A 20,414-nucleotide genomic window follows, 5' to 3' on the forward strand; every position below is an offset into this window, starting at 1 on the left:
CAAGATCGAAGCCCGACGGGCTACACGGTGATCCCGATAACCGACCTGGTCGGTAGACCCCCGGACCTGACCGGTTAGGGGACGACCGGCGCGGTCTCCCTCCACCGGTCGGCACCACCGGAGTCCACCACCCGCACCATGCGAGCCACCGCCTCGTCCACGTCGGCGAACCGGATATAGAGCGGAGCGAAGCCGAAGCGCAGCAGGTCGGGAGGACGGTGGTCGGGAACCACCGACTCCTCGTGGATGAGGGCCTGGCCGACAGCCCGGGCCTCTGGGTGGGCCAGCGCCACGTGGGAGCCCCGTCGGTCGGCGTCCCGGGGGGAGCGCACCTCGAATCCCCGCTCCACCAGATACTCATCGGCCAGGGCCAAGAATCGCTCGGTCAGGGCTACCGACTTGGCCCGCAGCCTGTCCATCCCAGCCTCCAGCACCAGGTCCAGACCGGGGCTCACCAGCGCCGCCGATAGGACGGGCGGCGTGCCGGTCAAGAACCGTGTCGCCCCGGCGGCTCGGTCGGCGTTGAAGTCGAAGTCGAACGGGTCGTCGCTGCCGTACCAGCCAGCCACCGGGTTGGTTAGTTCCGGCAGGTCGGCCGAAACGTACAGGAAGGCCGGGGAACCTGGGCCTCCGTTGAGGTACTTATAGGTACACCCCACGGCCAGGTCCACCCGGGCAGCCCCCAAGTCGATCGGGACCGCCCCTACCGAATGGGAGAGGTCCCAAAGGACCAGGGCCCCGGCATCGTGGGCCATTCCGGTGACGTCTCCCAGGTCCCAGCTCCATCCCGACCGGTAGGCCACGTGCGACAGCGACACCAGGGCCGTCCGGTCGTCCAGGGCCGCCCGCAGACCGTCCAGCGGACCATGCACCCCATCGGATCCCACCACCACCACCTCGTGTTCCGGTCCGGCAGCCCGGGCCGCGGCCCGCAAGACCTGGACATCGGACGGGAAGTTCAGATCGTCGGTCAGGATCCGAGTCCGGTCCGGCCGTACCCCCAGGGCGGCCACGGCCGCCTTGTAGAGACACACCGACGTGTTGTCGGCCATCACCACCTCTCCGGGACCAGCCCCCACTAACCCGGCCAAGCGGTCGCCGAGGCGGATCGGCAAGTCGAACCAGCCCTCGTTCCAACTACGGATCAGGCGATGGCCCCACTGCCGCTCCACCACCTCGGAGGCCAGAGCAACGGCCCGCTGCGGGAGTCGACCCAGCGAGTTGCCGTCCAGGTAGACGAACCCCGGTTCGTCGTCGGCGTGGACGAACTCGTCGCGGAAGCCGGCCAGGGGGTCGGCGGCATCCAACTCGTCGGCAGGGCGGAGGTCCGGAGGGGGTCCGGGCGCGGAGACAGCCACGGCGGCGACGGTACCCGGCCCGGTCCGGTACGACGGTGCTGGTCCACGGGGTACGTCGTTGCGCCACCACCGGCCCATTCGTACGATCTGCCGGCCGGGCTATCAGATCCGCCGACGCCCGGTGGCCGCAACTGGAGATCCGGGAGGGTACGACACGCCATGACCGCTACCCGGCGACGCCGAAGAGACCGCAGCGCTCGGTCCCGGTCACGGGCATCGGACGTCGTCCAGAAGCTCGAACGGCGGATCCCCTACTACGACCTGCTCGAGGAGGACGGCCTCGACCTGATCCAGGTGCACGCCGACCGGATCCTGGCCGAGGTCGGGATCGAGGTGTGGGGCGACGAGGTCACCATCGAGCTGTTCCGCGACGCCGGGGCCACCGTTGACGGACCGCGGCTCCGCTTCGACCCCGGCCTCGTGACCGACATCGTCACCCGCAGCGCCCCTAGTGAGTTTGTGCAGCACTCCCGGGACCCCGAGCGGTCGGTGACCATCGGGGGTAAACACACCGTGTTCGCCCCTGGGTACGGCATGCCCTTTGTCCGGGACCTGGACCGGGGGCGTCGCTACGGCACCATGGCCGACCTCGAGGACCTAGTAAAGATCAACCACACCCTGGAGTGGACGCAGCACTCGAGCCTGGTGATCTGTGAACCGACTGACGTCGCGGTCAACAAGCGCCACCTGGACATGCTGGCACTCCACTTCCAGCACTCCTCCAAGCCGCTTCTGGGAGCCATCACCGCACCCGAGCGGGCGCTGGACTCCATCGAGATGGCCCGCATCGTTTTCGGCACCGACCGCCTCGACGAGCACTGCGTGATCATGGCCAACATCAATGTGAACTCGCCGCTGGTGTACGACGGTGCGGTCACCAAGGTGATCCGGCACTACGCGGCGGCCGGCCAGGGCATGGTCATCTGCCCGTTCATCCTGGGCGGGGCTATGGGGCCGGTGACCCCGGCCGGCGCGGTGGCCCAGGCCCACGCCGAGGCCATGGTGGGGATGGCCCTCACCCAACTGGTCCGTCCCGGCGCGCCGGCCATTTACGGAAACTTCCTGACCACCATGTCACTGCGGTCTGGCGCCCCAACGTTCGGTACCCCTGAGGCCGGGCTGGCCTACTTCGCTGTCGGCCAGTTGGCGCGACGCCTGGGCGTACCTGTGCGCTGTGGCGGCTCTTTCACCTCGTCCAAGTTGCCCGACGCCCAGGCCGCCCAAGAGAGCGCCGCCTCGCTGTACACGGCGATGATGGCCGGAGCGAACTTCGTGCTGCACGCCGCAGGCTGGCTGGAGGGTGGCCTGGTAATGGACTACGAGAAGCTGGTGCTCGACAACGACAGGCTGGGAATGACCCACCACCTGCTCCGCGGCATGGCCCTGGATGACAACGCCTTCGCCATGGGCGGCTTCCACGAGGTGGGGCCGGGTAGCCACTTCCTCGGATCGGCCCACACCCTGGCCAACTACGAGACCGCCTACTACGAGGCCGCCTTTGGTGACTCGGCCTCGTGGGAGCAGTGGAGCGAGGAGGGCGAGCTGGATGCTCGACAGCGGGCCAACGCCGACTGGAAGGCCCGCCTAGCCAACCACGAGTCGCCACCCCTGCCGGCCGGTGTGGACGAGGCCCTGGCCGAGTTCGTGGAGCGTAGGAAGGCGTCAATGGACGACGCCTGGTACTAGGCCCACTTGCCGGCAGGAACGCGTACCAACCGGAACACCCAACTACCAAAAGGCGAACGAGGAATGAGGACGAGAGTCGATGCGGTGGTCATCGGTGGCGGCGTCACTGGTGTCAGTGTGCTGTACCACCTGGCCAAGATGGGCATGAACAACTGCATGCTGGTCGAACGGGCCGAACTCACTGCCGGATCCACCTGGCATGCCGCGGGAGTCGTCCACACCGTCAACTCCGACCCCAACATCGCCTCCCTTCAGTCCTACACCCTGGCCCTATACGCCGAGATCGAAGCGCTGTCCGGCGTCTCCTGTGGCACGCGCTGGCCGGGAGGCCTCTACCTGGCCTCCACACCCGAGCGCCTCGACTACCTGCGCCTCGAGCGGGCCAAGGCCCGATACATGGGCATGGATGCCGACTTCATCTCCATGGATGAGGTGAAGCGCCTAAATCCGCTGATTAACACCGACGAGTACCTGGGCGCCCTGTTCGAACCGGCGGATGGGAGCGTCGACCCATCGGGCGTGACCAACGCCTACGCCAGGTCAGCCATCCACCACGGTGCCGAGATCATCCGGAACAACCCGGTCCATGACCTGACGCAGCGACCCGACGGCTCATGGGACGTCCACACCGAGAAGGGGCTCATCAACGCCGAGGTGGTCGTGAACGCCGGTGGCCTGTGGGCTCGGGAGCTGGGCCGATTGGTCGGCGTCGAACTGCCCCTACTGCCCATGGAGCACCAGTACGTGATCACCGAGGAACTGCAAGAAATCGTCGACCACGACGGCGAGCTGGCGGTGACCATTGACTACGAGGGTGGCGTCTACACCCGGCAGGAGGGCAACGGTCTGCTGGTGGGAACCTATGAGAACGCCGGAAAACCCTGGTCCGTCGACACCACACCCCTGGACTTCGGGATGCGCCTGCTGACTCCCGACCTGGAGCGGTTCGCCGACCGGATCGAGGTTGCCCAGCAGCGAATGCCCGCCCTTGCCTCCTCCGGCATCGCCCGGGTCGTTAATGGCCCATTTACCTTCGCCCCGGACGGCAACCCACTCATCGGCCCGGTCCCTGGTATCGACAACTACTGGGTGGCCTGCGCGGTGATGGCCGGGCTCTGCCAGGCCGGCGGTGTCGGCCTGTGCCTGGCCCAGTGGATCATTGACGGTGAGCCGGAGATGGACGTGTACGCCATGGACGTGGGCCGGTTCGGAGGCTTCGCCACCAGGGATTACACCTTCCTGAAGTCCCAGGAGAACTACCGGCGACGCTTCATGCTCACCTACCCCAACGAGGAGCTGCCGGCGGCCCGGGAATGGCGGACTACGCCGTCGTACAACGCCCTGGACTCCCAGGGAGCGGTGTGGGGCGCATCCTTCGGCTTGGAGCACGCCCTCTGGTTTTCCCCGGAGGGACCCGGACAGATCGAGATCCCCACCTTCCGCCGGTCCAACGCATTTGGGCCCGTCGCTGAGGAGTGCCGGGCCGTGCGCACTGGTGTCGGCCTCCTGGAGATCGCCAACTTCGCCAAGTACGAAGTCTCTGGTCCCGGAGCTGCTCGCTTCCTGGACGGCATCGTGGCCAACCACCTGCCGAAGGTCGGGCGCCTGACCCTCACCCCGGTCCTGACCCCGAAGGGTCGGCTAGCCGCTGACCTGACGGTGGGGCGCCTAGCCGAGGACCGGTTCGTGCTGTTCGGCTCGGGTGCCATGCCGGCCATCACCATGCGGCTGTTCCTGCAGCGCCTCCCTGATGAGGGGGTGGCGGTCGTCGACCGGAGCGAGGACCTGCTGGGCTGGTCCCTCTCCGGTCCGGATTCTCGGGACCTCCTGGGTCGGCTAACCGACGACGACGTCTCCAACCACGGCTTGCGGTTCCGGGACCTGCGGGAGATGACGGTGGGTGGGGTGCCGGTAGTGCTGGCCCGTCTTTCGTTTACCGGGGAGTTGGGCTACGAGCTTTACTGCGCCGGGGAGCACCAGGAAACCTTGCGGCAGGCCATCGTGGCGGCCGGTGGATCCGGAGGGAAGGGCCGCCACCTGGACGTCACCCCGTTCGGAGGCCGGGCCTTCATGTCCCTGCGCCTAGAGAAAGGGTTTGGTGTGTGGAACCTGGAGTACCGGCCTGACTTCACCCCGGCCGAGGCCGGCATGTCGCGGTTTGTAAAGGTGAATAAGCCAGCCGACTTCATCGGCCGGGAGGCGGCCATGGATGAGTTGGAGCGGGGCCCGTCTCGCCGCCTGGTCACCCTGGTCATAAACGCCGACGACGCCGACGCCATCCACGACGAGCCCGTGTTCCACGCTGGCGAGTGCGTGGGTTTCCTTACCTCCGGCGGCTTCGCCCACCACATCGGCTGCAGCGTCGGACTGGGCTATGTCCCCACCCATCTCGCCGACGGGTCCTCCGGCCTTGACGGCTTCGAAGTCGAGATCCTGGGACAAATGCGTCCAGCCCGCCTCCAGCTGGAACCCTTGTACGATCCCGCCGGCGAGCGGATGCGCGGCTGAGCCGATCAGCCGCCCTCCTTCGAGCGTCCCCGGTGGACGCTGATAATCCGAGTGACGAGACGTTCAGCCTGTGCGCCCCCGGCGTGCAGCCAGAGTGATCCGAGGAAGCATCATGAGTGACAACGAACGCTACGACGCCATCATTATCGGCGCCGGCGTGATTGGCGGCGCCACTGCCTTCGAGTTGGCCAAGAAGGGCTGGAAGACCCTCAACGTCGACAAACTGCCAGCGTCCGGCTACGGGTCGACGAGCAACTCGTGCGCCATCGTGCGCGCCCACTACTCAACATATGACGGCGTGGCCATGGCCTACGAAGGCTTCTCCTATTGGAAGGACTGGTCGAACTACCTGGACAGCGAGGACGAGCGCGGCCACGCCCTGTACATGCAGTGTGGCACCGTCCTATTCATGCTCGAGGGCGGACACCACGAAAAGGTCCTGCCGCTGTTCGACGAGGTGGGCGTGCCCTACGAGATACTGGACAACGATCAGCTCCGGGAGCGCTACCCGTTCTACGAGCACGGCACCCACGGCGAACCATGCCGTCCCGAAGACGATCGCTTCTGGACCGAGCCGGAGGGAGAGTTGATCGGCGCTCTCTACACCCCTGACTCGGGTTATGTCAGCGACCCCCAGCTAGCCACCCACAACCTGCAGCGGGCCACCGAGGCCAAGGGTGGCGAGTTCCGCTTCAATACTGAGGTGGTCGAAGTCCGGCGGGCCGATAACCGGGTGACCGGGATCACGCTGGCCGACGGTACCGAGGTCGATGCACCGGTGGTGGTCAACGTGGCCGGACCGCACTCGTTTGTCATCAACAAGATGGCCGGCGTGTACGACTCCATGAACATCAAGACCAAGGCCCTGCGCCACGAGGTGCACCACGTCCCGGCGCCGACCAACTTGGATTTCGAAAAGGATGGCCTTCACTCGTCGGACTCCGACCTGGCCATCTACGTGCGGCCCGAGTCGGGCAACAACATCCTTATCGGCTCCGAAGACCCAGCATGCGACGCGCAGGTCTGGGTGGACGACCCCGACGTCTTCGATGACGTGGTGACCGACGAGCAGTGGAACGCCCAGGTACTGCGCCTGGCCCGCCGCATGCCCGACCTCGGTGTGCCGTCCGAGAAGAAGGGCATCGTCGACCTCTACGACGTGTCCGACGACTGGATCCCTATCTACGACCGGACCGACCTGGCCGGTTTCTACGTAGCCATCGGGTCGAGCGGCAATCAGTTCAAGAACGCCCCGGTGGCCGGCTACTGCATGGCCGAGCTGATCGAGGCCGTCGAGGGGGGCCACGACCACGACACCGACCCTTTGGTGGTCGCCGGTGTCTACACGGGCCTTGAGATGGACATGGGCTTCTACCGGCGCAACCGGGAGATCAACCCCAACAGTTCGTTCTCAGTAAACGGCTGACCGAGGTCTTGACTATTACCTGACCCCGTTCGGGGGAGGATGCCGATCCGTTGGGAACACGGTGAGCGGACCCGAGGAATACGTCGTTGGTCAGGATCCGTCCGTGGGATCCACCACTCGGAAGATGCGCCTCAGCTCGTCGCGGGTGTAATCGGCGCTGAGTGACTCTTCGTCTCCGGGTTCCTCAGCAAGGACCCGTGGTTCGGCGTCGTACTCGAGGCGTAAGGCTCGGCTGAGCGCCCCGTGCATTGCGTAGGTGCCGACTATGTAAGCCAACTCCAGGATCTCCTCGTCGGACAGGTGGTCCCGAAGGGCATCGAACACGCCATCGGGGACCCGACCGTGTTGGATAGACAGGGCGTCGGTGAAGGCCAGGACGGCCCGCTCGGCGTCGTCGAAGCAATCGGCTGTCTCCCAAGACTCGATGGCAGCGATCTTCTCGTCGGGGATGCCGACGGTTCGACAGGACTTGCAGTGCTGGGAGTAGACGAACCGGCTACCCACACACCAGCCAACCCGGGTTTGGCCAAGTTCTCGGAGCTTCGGGTCGAGCAGGCGCCGGGAACTCCGGTACAGGGCAAATCCCGCCACGGCATGGTCGAACACGTCGGGAACCAGGGCAAAGGTGGTCCACCAGTCACCCGGAGTACCCGTCGGGGTGCCGGGCTCGTCGACCGGGTCCCGGTCGCCGAACAGCAACTGGAAGATCGGCTCGGCTCCCGGATGAAGATCAGCCCTACGGACCTGCCGCAACCGTGCCATAGCCGGATGGTAGGGCTAGCCCGTAGACCGGTCCTCAGCCGGGCGACCGCCTACCCAGACCGGTTTCCTGCAGTCCGGGTGGGGTCAACTAATGATGGGGCTCTCTGGCAAAGGCGGCCCGGTGTCAACCCCCGCAGGTGAGCCGACGAGCACTCGGGTCTTGAAGACCTTGTCGATGAGGCGTTGGTTCTTGGAGTCCCACAGCGGCCAGAGAATGTCGATGAGTTGGAGGGCGTTGCCGATGCCTTGGATCCCACCGACGATGCCTGGGACCAGCCAGCGACCCACACCCTTGGCGCCACCCGGGACTAGACCCGAATCTCCGTCGACCAGGTGAATGCCAAGGCGCCGCTTACCGGGTGTCAGGCCGGTGACGCCCTGGCGGTAGCCGAACAGCCATCCGCCCCAAATGAGGCATCCGAGGCCCAGGATCCCCCCGATCACGATTAACAGGACCGCCGAGCTGTCAAACGAAAATCCCTCTGGTACGCCCGGGCGGCCTTCGTCCCATGCCACGACGAAGCCAGCAATAAAGATCGCTCCGGGTACCACGGCAGCGCCGAAGAAAATCAGGAGATCGATAATGGCCGCCTTGCCCCGTGTCCACCACGTGGCGGCCACTAGGGCGGTGTTCTCAGACTCGTCCATGAGGGGAGGCTAGGACAACAACCCGCCAATGCTTCCGGCTCTACGGTGTGCGACGCATGGCCACTGCCTGGACTACCTCCCTGACCGACGGTCAAAAAAGCGCCTTCGTCGAAGACGGTGTGGTCCACGTGCCGAGCGCCGTCGACGCCGACCTGTTGACGGAGATCAAGGACCTCGCCGACCGGCAGCTCGCCGAACCGGGCCCCTGGGTTACCGACACCGGTCCTGAACAGGCGGCCGGTCGGCTCTTCACCACCCGATACCTGTGGCGCACCGAGCCGGCAATGCGACGCTTCGTGTTCGAGTCCGGTATAGCCGAGTTGGCCGCGTCCCTGATGGGTTCCGCCACGGTTCGCTTCTACTTCGACCACCTGCTGGTGAAGGAGCCAGGCACAGAATCGCCCACCCCGTGGCACCAGGACATTCCGTACTGGCCGTTCCTGGGCCAGCAGATCTGTTCCGTATGGGTGGCGTGCACTGGGGCCAGCGTGCCCGAGAGCTCGCTGGAGTTCGTCCGCGGCTCACACCGCTGGAACCGGTACTTCGCACCCGAGTCGTTCACCGGAGAATCGGCGTGGACGGCCGACTTCGTGGGCGAACGTTGTCCTGACATCGAGGCAGACCGTGACGCGTGGGACATCGTGGGCTTTGACGTGGAGCCGGGCGACGCCCTGGTGTTCTCGTCGTGGATCGTCCACGGTTCGCCGGGCAACGCCGGCACAAAGCGACGGACCGCCCTGTCCACCCGCTGGCTGGGGGACGACGCCGTCTGGGCACCGCACCCCGGCTGTGATCCGAGCGTCAGCCAGGACGACACCACAGCCATCCCCGGCGAGTACCCGGCCGACGACAACCGCTTCCCCCTGGGCTGGTCGGCCTGACCACGGGAACAGGCGGGTCAGCGGTCGGCGCGCCGCACAAGGACCAGTGCGGCCAAGGCCAGCGCGGCGGCTACCAGGTACGGAGCTTCCACTCCCACCCGATCGAAGAGCAGGCCAGCCAGCAGCGGTCCCAGGATTCGTCCTGACGCCCCCGCTCCCTGCTGCAATCCGAGAGCCGCTCCTCGGCCCTCGATGGGCACCGTCTCCACCGTGGCGTTGGACAACGTCGGCCCGAACACCCCCTGGCCCGTGACCAGCAGTACCAAGGCCACCGCCAGGCCGAACCAACCTCCCCCGGCCGCCAGCACGACCATGCCTGCGGCCACCAGGGCCAGGGAGGTACGCAGAGTCGGCCGGGTCCCCAGGCGGGCGTTGGCCGGACCCACGATCCGGGCCTGCACGAACACCATCATCAGGCCGATAGAGGCGAACAGCCCGTAGATCGTGGGATCCCCGACCTCCGGGAAGCGCCGCTCCACCAGCAGGGCGAACGTGGCCTCGAACCCGGCAAAACCCACCATGGCCACCATGGCCAGGCCGGCCAGGCGCCTCACGGCCGGTCCCGCCAAGCCCCAAGAGGCCAGTCCCCCAGTCCGGGGCTCCGGAGCGCTGGTCGGAGCCGCGCGCCCAGCCGGCAGGCGTACCAGAGCCACCAGGGCGTTGCCGGCAGCTAGAGCTGCGGCCACGAAGAACGGGAGCTCCCGACTACCCAGGGCAGCGATCGATCCGATCAGCGGACCGGCTACGAAGCCCACCCCAAAGGCGGCGGCCAGCAGGCCCAGAAGTCGAGGCCGGTCCTCTGGCTCGGCCAGGTCGGCCACCGCGGCCTGGCCCACGGCGTACGACGACCCGGACGCCCCGTCCAAGACCCGGCCCAAAAACAGCACCCACAAGGCACCGGCCAGACCAGTAACCAGGCTGCCCAGCGAAGAGCCGACCAGCGCAGCGACCAGCACTGGCTTACGCCCCACCCGGTCCGAGAGGCGCCCCCACAGCGGGGCGGCCACCATCTGGGCAGCCGAGAAAACGGCGAGCACCGCGGCGGCCACGGCCGGAGAGGCTCCAAACTCCTCGGCGTACAAGGGAAGGACGGGCAGCATGATCCCGAACCCCACCATGTCTAGAGCCACCGTGAACCACACCACACCGAAGCCTGGAGGGCGGGCGCGCCGACGATCCTCGGAGCCTTGTGGGTGGCGGGTCACGGCGGCGCAGGCTAGCGGGGTGCCGGAAGCCCGCCGGTAGTCTCGGACGGTCATGGACCACCCCGACGCAGCGGCCGCCGCGCCCGTTCCCGCCATCCCCGAGCGGCCCGGCCTCGAGGACATCGAGGAGCGCTGGGACGCCGTCTGGGAGGAGCGGGGCACCTACCGCTTTGACCGGACCCGAGAACGCTCCGAGGTGTTCTCCATCGACACCCCGCCTCCCACAGTCTCCGGCTCCTTGCACGTCGGGCACGTGTTCTCGTACACCCACACCGACACCATCGCCCGCTACCAGCGCATGGCAGGACGCGAGGTCTTCTACCCCATGGGGTGGGACGACAACGGCCTGCCCACCGAGCGGCGGGTCCAGAACTACTTCGGGGTGCGTTGCGAGCCGTCGCTGCCCTACGACCCAGACTTCGCCGCCCCCGACGACGCCGGCGACTCGACGGCCATCAAGAAGCGGGGCGAGATTGACATCAGCCGCCGCAACTTCATCGACCTCTGCCACGTGCTCACCGCCGAGGACGAGCAAGCCTTTGAGACCCTTTTCCGCCGTCTCGGTCTGTCCGTGGACTGGACCCAGCATTACGCCACCATCGACGAGCGCTGCCAGCGGGCCTCCCAGCGGGCCTTCCTCCGCAATCTGGCCCGCGGTGAGGCGTACCAGATCGAGGCCCCGTCCCTGTGGGACGTGACCCACCGCACGGCCGTCGCCCAGGCCGAGCTGGAGGACCGGGAACGCCCCGGCGCCTACCACACGCTGGCCTTCCACCGTTCCGACGGCGACGACGTCCTCATCGCCACCACCCGGCCCGAGCTGGTGGCCGCCTGCGTGGCCCTGGTGGCCCACCCGGATGACGAGCGCTACCAGCCCCTGTTTGGCTCCACGGTGACCACCCCGGCCTTCGGCGTGGAGGTCCCCGTCCGGGCCCACGAGCTAGCCGACCCGGAGAAGGGCACCGGCATCGCCATGATCTGCACGTTCGGCGACACCACCGACGTGACCTGGTGGCGCGAGTTAGACCTGGACGTGCGAGCCATCATCAACCGTGCCGGCCGCATCAACCCGGAGCCACCACCCGGCCTCGACTCCGAGGCCGGCCGGGTCGCCTACGCCCGCCTGGCCGGCAAGACGATCTTCTCTGCCCAGGCCGAGATGGTGGAAATCCTCCGAGAGACCCGAGAACTGGTCGGCGAGCCCGAGGCCATCACCCATCCGGTGAAGTTCTTCGAGAAGGGCGACAAACCACTGGAAATCGTCACCAGCCGCCAGTGGTACATCCGCAACGGCGGCCGGGACACCGACCTCCGGACTGCCCTCATCGCCCGGGGCGACCAAATGGCCTGGCACCCGCCGTACATGCAAACCCGCTACACCAACTGGATCGACGGACTAAACGGCGACTGGCTGATCAGCCGCCAGCGGTTCTTCGGCGTTCCTCTACCTCTCTGGTATCCGTTGGACGAAGACGGCGAGCCGATCCACGACACGCCGATCGTCCCCGCCGAGGCCGACCTCCCGGTCGACCCGTCATCGGACCCGGCGCCCGGCTACAACGAGTCGCAACGGGGACGACCCGGCGGCTTCGCAGGCGACACCGACGTCATGGACACTTGGGCCACGTCGTCGCTCTCCCCGCAGATCGCCTGCGGCTGGGAAGAGGACAACGACCTCTTCGCCCGCACCTACCCCATGGACCTCCGTCCTCAGGCCCACGACATCATCCGAACCTGGCTGTTCTCCACCGCCGTGCGCTCCCACTTTGAAGCCGACACTGCCCCGTGGGGGCACTGCGCCCTCAGCGGATGGATTCTGGACCCCGACCGCAAGAAGATGTCCAAGTCCAAGGGCAACGTGGTCACCCCGCTCGACCTCCTGGACAAGCACGGCTCAGACGCCGTGCGGTACTGGGCGGCCAACGGGCGCCCCGGCACCGACACGGCGTTTGACGACGGCCAGATGAAGAACGGCCGGCGCCTGGCCATCAAGATCATGAACGCCAGCCGGTTCGCCCTGGGTTTCGGAACTGACAGCGGAACCCCGCTGGCTGTCGATCCGGAGGCCATCACCGACCCACTGGACCGGGCCATGCTGCTGGGCCTGGCTGACCTGGTCGACGAGGCCACCCAGGCCTTCGACGGCTTTGACTATGCCCGGGCGCTGGAACGCACCGAGGCCTGGTTCTGGACGTTCACCGACGACCACGTGGAGTTGGTCAAGAGCCGGGCATACGAGGGCGACGAGGCGGGAGCCGAATCGGCCCGCCACGCCCTACGACTGGCCCTGTCCACTCTGTTACGCCTTTTCGCCCCCTTCCTCCCCTTCGTGACCGAGGAGGTCTGGTCGTGGTGGCGGGGCGGGTCCGTACACCGCCAAACCTGGCCCACCTCGGACAAACTGCGGGACGCGGCAACCGTCGACGGAGAGCATGTCGACCCGACCACCGCCGCGGTGGCCGCCGCCGCCCTAGCCGAGATCCGACGCCACAAGACGACCGAGAAGCGCTCGCTGGCCACCCCGGTTACCGCCTGCACGCTTACCGATACCGCCGAGCGCCTGGCCCTGCTACGACCTGTGCTGGGCGATGTGACAGCCGCCGCCCGGGCCACCGGAATCGACCTCGTGGAGGGCGACGCCCTGTCAGCCGAGGTCACCCTGGAACCAGCTGCCGGCTGACTCCGGGTAGGACGGACCGCGGTCCGGTGACGCACCCGCCCGGCCACCGGACGAGAATCCGGGCATGGCGAGCGACGTCCCCGACTTCGAGACCATCCGGGTCGAATGCGACGGTCGCCGGGCAACTCTGACCCTGGACCGACCGGACCGACTCAACGCTCTGTCCAACCAGCTCATGGCCGAGGTGGCCGACGCCGCGGCCTGGTTCGACCACCAGGCCGACCTGCGGGTGGTGGTCGTGCGAGGCGCCGGTCGAGCCTTCAGCAGCGGCTTCGACCTGACGGTGTTCGGCGATGAGGGCCCGTCGCCGGCCGGAGGTCGGGTTCCGGCCGATACCGGCCGCCTCATGGCCGATGCCCTGGAACGGACCTCGCCGGTGCTGGTAGCCGCTCTACACGGCCACGTGGTGGGTGGGGGCCTGGTACTCGCCGCGGCCTGCGACCTACGGATCGCCACCGACGAGGTCTCGTTCTCCATCCCCGAAGTGGACCTGGGTATCCCACTGGCTTGGGGAGGGATCCCCCGGCTGGTCCGCGAGATCGGCCCAGCCCTCACCAAGGAACTGGTCATGACGTGTCGGCCATTCGGCGCCCAGGAGGCCCTGGCCGCTGGTTTCCTAAACCGGATCGTCCCGGCCGCCGACCTTGACTCGGCGGTCGACGGCCTCGCCGAGGAGGTGGCCTCGCGGCCCCGGGCAGCCGTGCTAGCCACCAAGCGCCACGTCAACGCGGTGACCGACCAGATGGTCGGCACCGGCCGGTCGTGGTCCGATGCCGACGGCCTGACCGCTGCCCTGCGCAACCCCGAGGGCCGGGCCTCACGCGAGGCCTACCTGGCCCGTCTGCTGGACAAGCGAAACCGGAGCTGACGGTGCCCATCGCCGACCGGCTATTCACCAACGCTTCCTTCCGGACCTTGGACCCGACAGCCTCGACCGCCGAAGCGCTGGCCTCCTGGCAGGGGCGGATCGTCGCCGTGGGCAGTCGAGCCGACGTCGACGCTCTGGTCGGTCCGGGCACCGAGGTCGTCGACCTCGACGGGTCCACGGTGCTGCCCGGCTTTATCGAGACCCACATGCACCCCATCGCTGCCGGCGTGCAACTCGGATCCCCCCAGATCGGCTACCCAGACTGCCGGTCCATTGACGACGTGGTGGACGTTCTGCGGAAGGCTGCGGCCGCCTTGCCGGCCGACGAACCCATCAGAGCGTGGGGCTTTGACGACTCGATCATGGCTGACGACAGGCACCTCACCCGCCACGACCTGAACCGGGTCAGCACCGAGCATCCCATCTACATCCGGCACATCTCAGGCCACCTCGGTTACGCCAATGACCGGATGCTGGCCCTGGCCGGCGTCACCGATGACATCGACGACCCGAAAGGTGGCCACTTCCAGCGTGAGGAGTCAGGCCGACCCAACGGATGCATGGAGGAGACAGCAAACTTCGCCGTAGGGGCCGTCCTTCCGTTCGCCGACCCAGCGGCCATGCGGGCTGGGGCCAAGGCCATCAGCGACCACTGCCTGAAGGTCGGCACCACGACCATGACTGACGCCTTGGTGATGGCTGAGACCATGTACGCCATCTACCAGGAGGGAGTGGAGGACGGCTCGATCCGGGTCCGTACCCGCCTCTTCCCCGGTTGGCAATCCGCAGACGCGCTGCCCTTCCGTACCGGTATGGGCGACGAGCGGCTGTCTGTCGGTGCCCTCAAGTTCATCTCCGACGGGTCCATCCAGGGGTACACGGCCTGTCTGTGCAAGGGGTACCACGACCGCCCCGACGTCAACGGGTACGAGGTCATCCCCGCCGCCCAGCTGATCGATCTGGTTACCGAAGCCCACGCCGACGGATGGCAGGTCGCGGTGCACGCCAACGGCGACGCGGCCATCGACAACACGCTGGACGCCTTCGAGGCCGCACTGGCCGCCCATCCTCGACACGACCACCGGCACCGCATCGAGCACTGCCAGACGGCCCGCGAGGACCAGCTGGAACGCATGGCCCGCCTCGGAGTGCTGGCGTCAGTGTTTGCCAACCACATCTGGTACTGGGGCGACCGCCACCGGGACCGCTTCCTGGGCCCAGAAAGAGGGTCGCGCATCGACCCGCTGGCCAGCTTCACGGCCCACGGCATCGTGCACGCCCTGCACTGCGACATGCCGGTCACCCCACTGGATCCGCTGTTCACCATCTGGGCGGCCGTCAACCGGATCACACGGGACGGTGAGCTCCTAGGACCCGAGCAGCGGGCCCGAGTCGCCGACGCAGTGGCCGGCTACACCTCAGCCGCCGCCTTCCTCAACCAGGAGGAACACCTCAAGGGCACGCTGGAGGTCGGAAAGTTGGCCGACCTGGTGGTGCTGGACAACGACCCATTCGCCGTGGACCCGATGGCCATCCGGGACATCGGCGTGCGGGCCACCGTGGTAGACGGCATAACCGAGTACGAGGCCTGATTCCGCCGGAGCCCGCGTCCCGGTCAACAGCGCTCCAGGAGTTGACGGTAAAGCGACTCGTGGGTCACGTCGGTGAAAACGTTTCCGGTCACCGGGTGCGACCCGAACTTGGCTACCACCAGGTCCTTCCCCGGGTGGCAGAACAGGCGTTGGCCGTGCACACCCATGGGCATGAACGCCCCCATTACCCGCTGCAGGTTCCAGCACTGGCGGTGAAAGGTCCACCCCTCCCGGGTGGGGTAGCCCCCGCCACTCCCCGGGTAGGGCTCACCCCCGGCCACCAGGTCATCGGCCACGGAGGTCGGGATGACCTGGCGCTCGTCGGCACCCTCGCCGACCCGGCCCGACCGGCCCAGCATCCGCCCGAACCGAGCCAGGTCGCGCACGGTGCACGACATCCCGCCCGACGACACGGCAATGCCGTGGTTATCCAGGATCACCATGGCGTCCTCCTCAGCGCCCATCGGTCCCCAGATCCCCTCGGACACCCCGTCGATCCACCTCCGACCGGTGGCCCGGGCCGTGACCCAGGCAAGGACGTCAGTGGTAACCGACTTGTAGAGGAACACCTCCCCGGGGACCTCGGAGCGGGCTTGGAATCCGAGGATCGCCTCGTGGATTCCGTCCGGTCCGTCCCAATCCTCTGGCACGGGAGTGAACGCCATGGCCACCGCATAGCGGTGGATGTCCGACCCGTTGTCGGCGTAGTCCTCCACGAACCGGATGCCGTCTGTCATGTCCAGGAGGTTGCGGACGGTGGTTGGCGCGTAGGCCGTGTCGGCCAGTTCTGGCACGTGATCGACCACCGGGTCGTCGAGACCCATCGCCCCATCCTCGACGGCAAGCAGGGCCAGAACCCCGGTGACCGTCTTGGTCATGGAAAACATGCCGTGGCGGGTCGAGCTACCCATTCCGTTGAAGTAGCGCTCGTCTACCACCTTGCCCCGGTGCAGCACCAGGAAGGCATCGGTGTAGGTGCGATAGAGCATCTCGTCGAGCGTCCAGGCGCCCCCGCTCCCGTTGTCGATTGCCAGGCCGTCTAGGTCGATTCCCGTCTCTGCCGGTTCGGTCGGGGGGAGTGGGTCGGCCGGGCCGGGCCCCCGGCTGATCCGGCCCGAAGCCCGCAACTCGTCCATGTGGGTGAGGGCCCACCGGATGTTGGGCCAGGCCGTCCAGTTCCCGTGGTGGACCCTCTTGTCGGCCGGCACGGGGACGCCCACCATCAAACCGTGTTCGGCCGCCGTGAGCGGTTCGGGTAGGGCCTCGAGCACCGTGGGCCGGGGGCGGCCGGTCTCGGGGCTGATCAGGGTCACGACAAGATTCGGGGTCAGCACGGCCGCGATACCTCTCCCGTAGTCGACCAGTCGGGGTTCCGGTTGGATCTGGAAGAGGACCGGGTGGAGTCGAGCGCCGCCACCAGCCGGTCGGTGTCCAGGGCGCCCGATGGGGCAACAGCGACGAGACGGCCGGAGGCCGGTCCGGCGAATGGGTCCACGGTGACCCGGCCGCCGGCCAGGTGCACGGCCACCGACCAGCCGTGCCGGTCGGTCAGGACCCCCTTGGCCCTTAGCAGCCGGTCCGACCATGCCTCGAGGACCTCCACCACGGCCTCCACGTCCACCGTGCCGTCAGCCGTCCACATGGTGCCGACGACCGGGACGTCGAGGGCGTCGGCCGGCACGGGCAGGGCGGCGTCCAACCCGCCGAAGGCCAGCGGCACCCATCCGTCGTCGTCGGACGCCACCACAATGGGGGTACCGGGAGCCACCGCGGTGCACCACCGGCGGGCGGACTCTGCCCGGTCGGCCGTGAGGTCGGCCTTGGTCACCACGAGGAGGTCGGCCGCGGTGGCCTGGCGGCAGACCAGCGGTCCGTAGGTCGGATCGGCGGCCCGCCGTACGACGTCCACAGCATCGACGGCCACCACCACGCCGTCCGGCCGGATCCGACGTCGGTCGCCGTAGGCGGCCACACGGTTGGGTTCGGCCACCCCGCTGGCCTCCACGACCAACCGGTCCGGCGGGCGCTCGGCCAGGACCAGGTCGCGCAGGGTCAGGGCCAGCGACTCGCCCATCGAACAGCACACGCAGCCGTTGGTGAGCTCCACAGTGTCGCCGTCTCGGGCCGCGACCAGTTCGGCGTCCAGGTTGACCTCGCCGATGTCGTTGACTACCACGGCGATGCGCTCATCGTGGGCGGCACGTAGCAGGCGGTTGACAAGTGTCGTCTTCCCGGCCCCCAACCAGCCGCCCAGGACCACCATCGGGATGCGCCCCGTCGGACCCCCGTCCATCGGTCGACCGGTCAACCGGTCAGGGGGTAGATCCGACCAGCCAGCATGGTGGCGCGGATACCGATGTCAGGCCAGGTCGACGGATCCCGCTCGAACGGGTCTTCCTCCAGTGCCGTCAGGTCGGCCAGTTTTCCGGAGGCCAAGGAGCCGACTTCGTGGTCGAGTCGGAGCTGCCAGGCCGCCTCGATGGTGATGGCGGCCAGGGCGTCGTACGGGCTCAGACATTCCTCCGGTCCGAGGACGACACCCGAGCCCGACACCCGGGTGGCCAGGATCGACGCCCCGAGCATCGGCTGGAGCGGCCCCATCGGCAGGTCGGAATGCAGGGCCACGCTCATGCCGTTGCGCCGGGCCGATCCCACCCTGGTCATCAGGGAGGCCCGCTCGGCGCCCACGCCCTCGGCCACGAACTGGTCGCCGAAGTATCGGAGGTAGTACCCGTTGACCTGTACAGCACAGCCGAGGGCTGCGGCCCGGCGGGACTGGGCCTGGGTCGAGATACCGAAGTGGTGCAGCACCGTCCGGTGGTCGAACCGGGGCTTCTCGTTTAGCAGTTCGGCGATGGCGTCCAGCACGGCGTCCACACCTAGATCACCGGTGACGTGGACGTTTATCTGCTTTCCGGCGTTCCAGAAGGGCCGCATGTGGTGGGCAATGCGGTCCGGGTCGACCATCCATGTCCCCTGGTGGCCATCGATGAAGCCGGGTTCCCGGAGTTGCATGATCTGGCCCATGAAAGCGCCGTCGGCGAAGAACTTGCCGGCGTCCAGGAACCGGATGCGCTCCGAGGAATGCTCGGCCAGGGCTTCGATGCGGTTGAACATGTCGGACCCGTACTCCCTCTTGAAGATGGGGGCCTGGGGGATCAGGTACTGGCGGAACGGGATGTGGTCGCCTTCGTGAACCTGGGCCAGCACCTCTAGTTCTCGGTCGGGCAGGGCCATGCCGCCGAAGCCGGCGTCGGCAATCGTTGTAACGCCGCCGCGGTGGACCAGGGTCGCGACGTCCTCCATGAGTACCTCGTACCGGCCGTCGGCGAAGAGGTCTTCTCGCAGAGTGTTTAGGCCCCAGGCAAGTCCGGACTCCCACAGCCGACCCGTCTCGAGGTCGATGTGGGGGTCCCAGGCCGCCCCTTCGGCGGCATCAAGCCACTCCAAGGCCGGACCGTTGCACCAGAGCTCGTGGAAGCACCTTGCCCACACCACGATCGGTCGGGTGGTCGAGATGGCGTCGAGGTCAGATCGGCTGATCGAGCCGTGGTACTGCTGGTGCCAGCCGTACGTCACAAACGGCTGGCCGGACGGGTGGGCAGCCTCCAGCTCGACCAGCTGGGCCTGGTAGGCCTCGTGACCGACGGTGGCCTCGACAACGCCGCCCGGCAGGTTCCACGACTCGGGGGTGATCCACTCGGTGGCTAGGAGGATGGCCATGAGGGGCGGATGGACATGCGGGTCGATGAGGCCGGGTAGCAGGACGGCATCGACGAACCGGTTATCGACCACGTGGTCGTGGACGTCCAACCAGGGCCGCAGCGATTCCAGCGAGCCGACCTCCACGATCCGGTCGCCCTGCACGGCCACCGCTAAGGCCTCGGGTAACGACCGGTCCATGGTGTGGATCCGACGAGCCGGGTAGACGGTGATCATGCCCTCGGGGCCTTCCGGTAGCCGACAGCGGTGAGGGAGAGGCGCCGGAAGTTGGCAATGCTGGCGTCGTCTAGTTCCTGGCCCTCGAGGACGGCCCGGCAGTAGATCGGGCCGAGGAAGAACTGCTCGAGGTGGTCCACGTCGTCGACCCCGGTGATCTCCCCCCGGTCGAGCGCCCTGTGGAGGATCTGGCGCATGGCGGTCCAGCCGGATCGGCGGTCGGCGTCCATGGCTCGGCCGATCTCCGGATCGTGTACGGAAAGCTCGAGCAGGCTGGTCGCCACCTCACGGAACCCCTCCCGGTTGTAGGTGTCCCTGCGGTCGGCATACCACTGGTCGAGCTCGGTGGCGAAGTCCCCCACGTCAACGACCTCAGCTCGGTGGCCCCACCGACTCAGAACGGCCCGGAAGACGGCCTTCTTGTCGGGCCACCGTCGGTAGATCGACGTCTTGGACACCCGGGCGGTTGAGGCCAGTCGATCGATGGTAAACGCCGACAGGCCACCGTCGGCCAGGAGCCAAATTGCCGTGTCCAGGATGGCTTCACCGCCCGGATCGGGCACAGCGGCACTACCGACCGTCACCGGATCGTCACCCTCCGCCGTTGCGTCGACCCTGTTTTCTGCCATAGCGTCCCCATTTCGGAGCCGTACACCGTGTTCTCCGCCACCCTTTCGGACTCGACCGACCGTCACACTGTCGGCCGGGCCTTGGCGGTGGGGTGAGAATACAGTACGGTTCCGTATCGTCAACTCGGTAAGGCCGGTGTGCCCCGCTTCTGCGGTGGAGCACCGCCAACAGATTCTGACATCAACAATTTCCGAAACATGGAGGGGACCCATGCGTCGATCACGACGTGTT

At 67.5% G+C, this 20,414-nt stretch carries 15 protein-coding genes; 7 read left to right on the forward strand and 8 right to left on the reverse strand.

What is annotated here, in order from left to right; genetic code table 11:
- Nucleotides 1-74: 74 nt before the first annotated feature.
- On the reverse strand, nucleotides 75-1,358 hold the full coding sequence (kynU, locus tag MK181_04065; protein ID MCH2418973.1) for a kynureninase: 1,284 nt from the start codon (nucleotides 1,356-1,358) through the stop codon (nucleotides 75-77).
- Nucleotides 1,359-1,517: 159 nt separating this feature from the next.
- On the opposite strand from kynU, the gene MK181_04070 reads away from it, so the two are divergent.
- The 3 genes from MK181_04070 (at nucleotide 1,518) to MK181_04080 (ending at nucleotide 6,978) form a co-directional block, all read left to right on the forward strand.
- Nucleotides 1,518-3,044, forward strand: a complete 1,527-nt coding sequence (locus tag MK181_04070) for a trimethylamine methyltransferase family protein (protein ID MCH2418974.1) — start codon at nucleotides 1,518-1,520, stop codon at nucleotides 3,042-3,044.
- A gap of 63 nt (nucleotides 3,045-3,107) precedes the next feature.
- Nucleotides 3,108-5,552: an FAD-dependent oxidoreductase gene (locus MK181_04075; GenBank protein ID MCH2418975.1), complete on the forward strand. Its 2,445-nt coding sequence runs from the start codon at nucleotides 3,108-3,110 to the stop codon at nucleotides 5,550-5,552.
- Between the two features lie 112 nt (nucleotides 5,553-5,664).
- The gene (locus MK181_04080; protein MCH2418976.1) at nucleotides 5,665-6,978 is read left to right on the forward strand and encodes an FAD-binding oxidoreductase; all 1,314 of its coding nucleotides are present in this window, start codon (nucleotides 5,665-5,667) and stop codon (nucleotides 6,976-6,978) included.
- A gap of 90 nt (nucleotides 6,979-7,068) precedes the next feature.
- Here the strand turns inward: MK181_04080 and MK181_04085 are convergent, their stop codons facing one another.
- Together MK181_04085 and MK181_04090 are read right to left on the reverse strand one after the other, a co-directional pair.
- Nucleotides 7,069-7,740, reverse strand: coding sequence for a carboxymuconolactone decarboxylase family protein (locus tag MK181_04085; protein ID MCH2418977.1), 672 nt, complete (start codon nucleotides 7,738-7,740; stop codon nucleotides 7,069-7,071).
- Nucleotides 7,741-7,824: 84 nt separating this feature from the next.
- Nucleotides 7,825-8,388 (reverse strand): RDD family protein, encoded by a 564-nt coding sequence (locus MK181_04090; protein MCH2418978.1) that lies wholly within the window; start codon nucleotides 8,386-8,388, stop codon nucleotides 7,825-7,827.
- A 56-nt stretch (nucleotides 8,389-8,444) separates the two neighbouring features.
- On the opposite strand from MK181_04090, the gene MK181_04095 reads away from it, so the two are divergent.
- Nucleotides 8,445-9,269, forward strand: a complete 825-nt coding sequence (locus MK181_04095; protein ID MCH2418979.1) for a phytanoyl-CoA dioxygenase family protein — start codon at nucleotides 8,445-8,447, stop codon at nucleotides 9,267-9,269.
- A 17-nt stretch (nucleotides 9,270-9,286) separates the two neighbouring features.
- On the opposite strand, the gene MK181_04100 is transcribed toward MK181_04095, so the two are convergent.
- Entirely contained in the window at nucleotides 9,287-10,474 is a 1,188-nt protein-coding gene (locus MK181_04100) for an MFS transporter (GenBank protein MCH2418980.1), read from the reverse strand.
- A gap of 52 nt (nucleotides 10,475-10,526) precedes the next feature.
- On the opposite strand from MK181_04100, the gene valS reads away from it, so the two are divergent.
- The 3 genes from valS (at nucleotide 10,527) to MK181_04115 (ending at nucleotide 15,614) form a co-directional block, all read left to right on the forward strand.
- Nucleotides 10,527-13,154 (forward strand): valine--tRNA ligase, encoded by a 2,628-nt coding sequence (valS, locus tag MK181_04105; GenBank protein ID MCH2418981.1) that lies wholly within the window; start codon nucleotides 10,527-10,529, stop codon nucleotides 13,152-13,154.
- Between the two features lie 64 nt (nucleotides 13,155-13,218).
- Nucleotides 13,219-14,022: an enoyl-CoA hydratase/isomerase family protein gene (locus MK181_04110; protein ID MCH2418982.1), complete on the forward strand. Its 804-nt coding sequence runs from the start codon at nucleotides 13,219-13,221 to the stop codon at nucleotides 14,020-14,022.
- 2 nt (nucleotides 14,023-14,024) lie between these two features.
- Entirely contained in the window at nucleotides 14,025-15,614 is a 1,590-nt protein-coding gene (locus MK181_04115; GenBank protein MCH2418983.1) for an amidohydrolase, read from the forward strand.
- A 23-nt stretch (nucleotides 15,615-15,637) separates the two neighbouring features.
- Here the strand turns inward: MK181_04115 and MK181_04120 are convergent, their stop codons facing one another.
- The 4 genes from MK181_04120 to MK181_04135 are packed head-to-tail and all read right to left on the reverse strand — an operon-like array spanning nucleotide 15,638 to nucleotide 20,182.
- Nucleotides 15,638-16,927 carry a beta-lactamase family protein gene (locus MK181_04120; protein MCH2418984.1) on the reverse strand — a complete coding sequence of 430 codons (1,290 nt, stop codon included), beginning with the start codon at nucleotides 16,925-16,927 and terminating at the stop codon, nucleotides 15,638-15,640.
- Between the two features lie 14 nt (nucleotides 16,928-16,941).
- A complete protein-coding gene (locus MK181_04125; protein ID MCH2418985.1) occupies nucleotides 16,942-17,922 on the reverse strand; it encodes a GTP-binding protein in 981 nt (326 codons plus the stop codon).
- Nucleotides 17,919-19,553: an amidohydrolase family protein gene (locus MK181_04130; GenBank protein MCH2418986.1), complete on the reverse strand. Its 1,635-nt coding sequence runs from the start codon at nucleotides 19,551-19,553 to the stop codon at nucleotides 17,919-17,921. Before MK181_04130 ends, MK181_04125 begins: the two co-directional genes overlap by 4 nt.
- Complete coding sequence (locus MK181_04135; protein ID MCH2418987.1) at nucleotides 19,550-20,182, reverse strand: TetR/AcrR family transcriptional regulator; 633 nt, start codon at nucleotides 20,180-20,182, stop codon at nucleotides 19,550-19,552. Before MK181_04135 ends, MK181_04130 begins: the two co-directional genes overlap by 4 nt.
- Between the last annotated feature and the right edge of the window lie 232 nt (nucleotides 20,183-20,414).

It is taken from the genome of Acidimicrobiales bacterium (assembly GCA_022452035.1).
In the GTDB taxonomy this organism is placed as follows: domain Bacteria; phylum Actinomycetota; class Acidimicrobiia; order Acidimicrobiales; family MedAcidi-G1; genus UBA9410.

What these genes read in the sequence shown, in the direction of transcription:
- valS (MCH2418981.1), top strand. Translation starts at nt 10,527, where the DNA reads ATGGACCACCCCGACGCAGCGGCCGCCGCGCCCGTTCCCGCCATCCCC.
- MK181_04135 (MCH2418987.1), bottom strand. Translation starts at nt 20,182, where the DNA reads ATGGCAGAAAACAGGGTCGACGCAACGGCGGAGGGTGACGATCCGGTG.
- MK181_04090 (MCH2418978.1), bottom strand. Translation starts at nt 8,388, where the DNA reads ATGGACGAGTCTGAGAACACCGCCCTAGTGGCCGCCACGTGGTGGACA.
- MK181_04130 (MCH2418986.1), bottom strand. Translation starts at nt 19,553, where the DNA reads ATGATCACCGTCTACCCGGCTCGTCGGATCCACACCATGGACCGGTCG.
- MK181_04075 (MCH2418975.1), top strand. Translation starts at nt 3,108, where the DNA reads ATGAGGACGAGAGTCGATGCGGTGGTCATCGGTGGCGGCGTCACTGGT.
- MK181_04095 (MCH2418979.1), top strand. Translation starts at nt 8,445, where the DNA reads ATGGCCACTGCCTGGACTACCTCCCTGACCGACGGTCAAAAAAGCGCC.
- MK181_04085 (MCH2418977.1), bottom strand. Translation starts at nt 7,740, where the DNA reads ATGGCACGGTTGCGGCAGGTCCGTAGGGCTGATCTTCATCCGGGAGCC.
- MK181_04110 (MCH2418982.1), top strand. Translation starts at nt 13,219, where the DNA reads ATGGCGAGCGACGTCCCCGACTTCGAGACCATCCGGGTCGAATGCGAC.
- MK181_04080 (MCH2418976.1), top strand. Translation starts at nt 5,665, where the DNA reads ATGAGTGACAACGAACGCTACGACGCCATCATTATCGGCGCCGGCGTG.
- MK181_04070 (MCH2418974.1), top strand. Translation starts at nt 1,518, where the DNA reads ATGACCGCTACCCGGCGACGCCGAAGAGACCGCAGCGCTCGGTCCCGG.